At 33.2% G+C, this 4,720-nt stretch carries 5 protein-coding genes and 1 pseudogene; 5 read left to right on the forward strand and 1 reads right to left on the reverse strand.

What is annotated here, in order from left to right:
• Both AC1DRF_RS17150 and AC1DRF_RS17155 read left to right on the forward strand, forming a co-directional pair.
• Window positions 1–195 (forward strand): annotated as a pseudogene (locus tag AC1DRF_RS17150) (hypothetical protein); the annotation flags it as partial.
• Entirely contained in the window at window positions 183–674 is a 492-nt protein-coding gene (locus AC1DRF_RS17155; protein WP_427076507.1) for a hypothetical protein, read from the forward strand. The pseudogene AC1DRF_RS17150 and the gene AC1DRF_RS17155, both read left to right, overlap by 13 nt.
• Before the next feature lie 162 nt (window positions 675–836).
• On the opposite strand, the gene AC1DRF_RS17160 is transcribed toward AC1DRF_RS17155, so the two are convergent.
• Window positions 837–1,061, reverse strand: coding sequence for a hypothetical protein (locus AC1DRF_RS17160; protein WP_237074928.1), 225 nt, complete (start codon window positions 1,059–1,061; stop codon window positions 837–839).
• 1,706 nt (window positions 1,062–2,767) lie between these two features.
• On the opposite strand from AC1DRF_RS17160, the gene AC1DRF_RS17165 reads away from it, so the two are divergent.
• The 3 genes from AC1DRF_RS17165 to AC1DRF_RS17175 form a co-directional block, all read left to right on the forward strand.
• The gene (locus AC1DRF_RS17165) at window positions 2,768–3,097 is read left to right on the forward strand and encodes a hypothetical protein (protein ID WP_097823364.1); all 330 of its coding nucleotides are present in this window, start codon (window positions 2,768–2,770) and stop codon (window positions 3,095–3,097) included.
• 129 nt (window positions 3,098–3,226) lie between these two features.
• The gene (locus AC1DRF_RS17170; RefSeq protein ID WP_427076505.1) at window positions 3,227–4,042 is read left to right on the forward strand and encodes a protein-glutamine gamma-glutamyltransferase; all 816 of its coding nucleotides are present in this window, start codon (window positions 3,227–3,229) and stop codon (window positions 4,040–4,042) included.
• 432 nt (window positions 4,043–4,474) lie between these two features.
• Window positions 4,475–4,720, forward strand: a 246-nt coding sequence (locus AC1DRF_RS17175) for a DinB family protein (protein WP_477741234.1), incomplete at its 3' end; no start/stop codon positions are given.

Below are 4,720 nucleotides of genomic sequence, written 5' to 3' on the forward strand. Positions count from 1 at the left end.
GAGTTAACATTTCTCCAAAATGAATGTGATCGTCTTATTAATAAAGATGAGGACATAGAAAAAACGTTTCAAAGTTATAAAAATGATTTTAATTTGTTATCTGCGTCCGTTAGCAGTACTGCAAAGGTTAATAAAATGAATAATGACGAGCTAGAGGAAGTATCAATAACCTTGAAAAAGATGTGGACAAACTAAATGGAGAAGAGGCTTTAAAAGCTTATACGAAATACACTTCCCCTAAAACGATATATAAAGTGACAATGATGGACAATATGCGTTCTGTTGTAGATGCCACCGATCGAAACGATAAAAGTATAGACTTCTTCTATGATCACGTTCACTCTTCGCAAAAAGAAATTAACAGGGATATAAAACCTACGGTTAATGACATAAAGAATGGACCGGTATACAAACTGAGTATACTGAAAGATGAATTACAAAAGCATCGAGATGACTTTAGTAAAGAACAGCTTGAACAGTTGGAAACAGCAACGAAAGGTTTTGATTATTCTTTGGATACTCAATTAAAAACCATCAGATCATATAAAAACATTGTTAACAATCCGTACACAAGTAATAATTATGACTATGAAGAAGAAGAGAAATATAACGGAGCCCGCACGTACCTTACTGATTTTGAATCGAATTTAGGTGTTGCTAAGCCTGAGTACTAAAAACGGCTGAAATGGAGACCAACTATGAAAAAGCATAAAAAATGTTAATTGCATTTTAATGTTTTTTAAGTCTTTCGATGTTGTAATTGAGCCTATTCAAGAAATAAAAAAGCTGAGACCTAGTGTAAATAGGAGCTCAACTTTTTTAGTGTAAACTAATATTTATATCTTCTTTCGTCTGACCAAAACGAAATGTCCTGCAACCGCTAAAGCAAGAGCTAATGCAATATTCTTTACAGCTAACAGGATAATCCTCGGATACAACTGCATATCTATAGAGAATGACATTACGTTATATATCGGAATGTCCCTAGTCGTCCAATACTTGACCGCTATATATGTTAATAAAATAAATAGCGGAATAGCAATGTTTCGTGATAATACCATAAGGAAAAATCCTAAGTAACAGTACAACACAGTTTGAGGAACATAAATAATAGTTAAATTAAATAATGATATGTAAGGATAAGGGTACCTTAATGTAATAGAAATTAGTAATACAAAAAATGCTGCTAGAAAAATAAGAAAGAAAGATGTCACTCTAATAAGGCCGTAAGACAAAATAGATGGCGAGGAGTTGGATGTTAACTCAGCTGTTTTATCTTTATCAACAGAGTGATCTAAAAATAAGTATACGGACCACCAAACAGCTATGGGACATACAACAAATTCTATTATTCTTGATATGTATTGAAGACTTTCTAGATCAGGGGAAAAGCACGTATAAAGTATTGCAATTAAAATGATTAAAAAAGGTACATAGAAGTCTATACCCATTGATTTAGCTTCGGACGAGATGTTTATTTTTTTAACGAAGGCCATTAGCATTTTCCTTTCTCTTAATTATAAGAGCGTAGTTACAGAAATAACCAAGTTTAACTGGTAGAGTTCTTACGCATCAAATTAAGAAGTTACTAGTGTATAATTAAAACATATTTAGAAAAACAAGTAAAATAAAAATGTGGTAATTTGTTAATATAAAAATCGAAGAAGATTACGTGTTTAGTAAACCTCCCGTAGCTTGTTGTTCATAATGATCAAGAAATTTTCTCTACACGGAGAAACAAGGAGGACTTTTCTAGGTTGAAGTCGTTTTTTGAAAATGTGAATGAAGAAGTATTTCTTGCTAAATAGGTAGTACCAAGATAAGCCTAGACTTAAAAATCAGGCTTATCTTGGTATGGCGTTCACTAATAACGTACTTTTTAAGAAAGGATTTGGTTGTGTATATAGAAAGTACGTTAGACGTTAGGATGAGATTTCAGTTCAGAGAGAGGTGGTAGTTATGCGTAAAAGAGATAAAGGGTTTTGGATAGCTTACCTTGTGTTTGCAATTATTATGCTATTAATCTATAAATATATACCGGCTGAAAACGGATTTCTCGTTATTGTTTTGTTTCCTCTAATTTATTGGTTCATCTACGAATTTATATTAAGGCCTAAGAAAAGAAGAAGCAATGGTTAAGGAGGGGCGATTTGCTTGTTTTGGAATTATCTTAACATGTCAACAGGACTTATAATAGCTTTAGCAAACATTTTTAATTCTGCATTCCAAGGAAGTATGCCTGGGTTATGGTCGGGTGTGGTTTGTTAATTTTTATATACAATTTAATAGTACCTTTTAATCAAAAACAAAATGAAGCGGTTAAATAAAGAACAGAACTAACTAAAAGTCTCGTGGAGAACAAGCTTATTTTAAGCGAAATTTAATGAAGAGGGACATTTCTAAAAGAAGTATAAACATTTACCTAGTAGATTGCCAAGAAATTTTAGCTTCTAGATTCTATATAAGTAAAAGGGCGATCGAGATTGAAAGGAAGAGAGGGAAATAAAAATTAAAAAAACAAAGTTATTAAACATATTAGGACTTTTATTAATAATGAGCGCTACGCTTTATCCAGCTGGCTACATAAAATCACTTTATACTTTTATAGCGCTATATGGTGTAGGTATGACTTTAATTTTAACTGTAGGAATTGTATCTAGAAAAAGGCGTTAATTGTTTTAGGGAGTTTAAAGTACTTAAATTTACTTTTTTATAGGTGAGGTAACGAAGATTCTGGAGTGGAAATTTTATAGGAAAGAGGGAAGAAATGGACGTTCAAAAGGTAGCAAACTTATTTTTGATTTTTGTCTTAATTGCAGCAGGCATTTCCTTGGTAATTGGCTTTGTTGTTGCTGTGAGAAGTACAAACTATAAGAAGGGATACATAAGTACTTTTATATCCAGTGTTTTCTTTTTAATACTTATTGTGAGCTGGTATGATAAAGCATCTTCAAACGTTTTTATGGGGACAATACCTTGGATTTTAAATGTTATTGCCGTCATTATTGTGTTACCACTGTACGTGTTAGTTGCTCGCTTTATATTTAAAAAGGTTACAAAAGGACAAAAAGGAACAAAAGAAAAGATTATTGGTTAAATTACTTTCTTTCATCGTTTTTTCTAATCTTCACGATTTTAAATAAATGAAGATACACAAAATCTTTTTTTATCAATATCCTGTTAGAGAAAGTGATTGATATCATTTTCTGTAAAGGAGAGAACGTCTATGATTAAAGTTAACCAACAAATTGTGAAAATAAGTGATCTAAATAATAGTTCGTTAACGAAAGAAAAAGCAGACATTTTAAAACAGATGGATGCCTATAGGGAAGTGTATGAGTATGCTACATTTGACCAGCTTGATTTTGATGTATCTGTTAAACTACAAATTATTGAATCGTCTGTGTTGCTGCGCAAAAGCGGCGCCAAGTTTGCTACATTTGCACGTTCTAGGTGTAACGAAAAATATTGGAAACGAACCGATAACGGAGGGTTTCAGCTACTGCCTACCGTTTCTCCTCATCAGGCCATCGATGATATTTTTTACAACGGACACGAATATGCGTTTGAGTGCGCGACGGCTGTTATCATCATCTTTTACAAAGCTTTATTAAATAATATTGGAAAAGCAAACTTTAACAGGCTTTTTGCTGATCTTTACTTACACGATTGGCAATATGATGAAGATCTTGAGCTTCATGGTTATAAAGGATCTGACTACTTGCCCGGAGACTGTGCGTATTTTAAAAATCCTGATTATAATCCTGATACTCCCCAGTGGAAAGGTGAAAACACAATTGTATTAGATGAAACTCTATACTTTGGTCATGGAATTGGAATTACAACGCGGGAAAGAATTATTGAAGTGTTAAATTTAAAGAGAAAAGACGACGCAAAGCAATCAGCTTACCTGTCAGATGAAATTGTCAGGCTTCACACMGCTCACCTCAGTTATTTTGCAGTTAGATACGAACCTGTTGTTTGGTACGACAGAAACAGCGCTATTATTTCCACTATTGGGTCGATTACGTATGTAGCTTGATTGATCAAAGTTTTGATACTTTGGTCTTTTTTTGTAAAAAGGAAAGAATTACATGAAGGTAAATTTAAGAATTCAAAAGGATTTTATGTATAAAAGAAGAATCCATTTAATACACAGGTCTTAAAACTAAAAGGAAAGGAGGAGATTACCATTAAAAATCGTGATAAAAGACGCAAGAGAAAACGCGGCGCATTAAAAGATTATCTAAAAAATAAGCTAGGTCAGCTAAAACCGAAGCCAAATAAAGGACCTGTCTCAAATTTGAAGTCTTCTGCTTAAAACATCCCCCTAGTTTTTATATAGGGGGATGTTTCTTTTGAATGTTCTTTTATTTTAAGGTTTAAATGTTATGAGTGGCATTTAAGGGATAATTTGTGCACAATAGACATTGAATAGTTTATCTAATACGACAACGTAAGGAGAGATTAGACGATGGAAAACATGATTTTAAAACATATGGACGTTGTAAGAGGAATTACGATCAGTATCCTCGAAAAAACAGCAGAAGAGGCAGCGGACATCACACCAAAAGGATTCAATAACAATATCCGCTGGAATCTTGGGCACATTGCCTTTATTCAAGAAAAGCTTGTGTTTGGCTTAGCTGGTGAACCGATGCAAACGCCAGAGAGTTATGAAAACTTTTTCGGCGCAGGAACAAAACCTGCAGATTGGACG

This window comes from Priestia sp. P5_B4, from assembly GCF_056400385.1.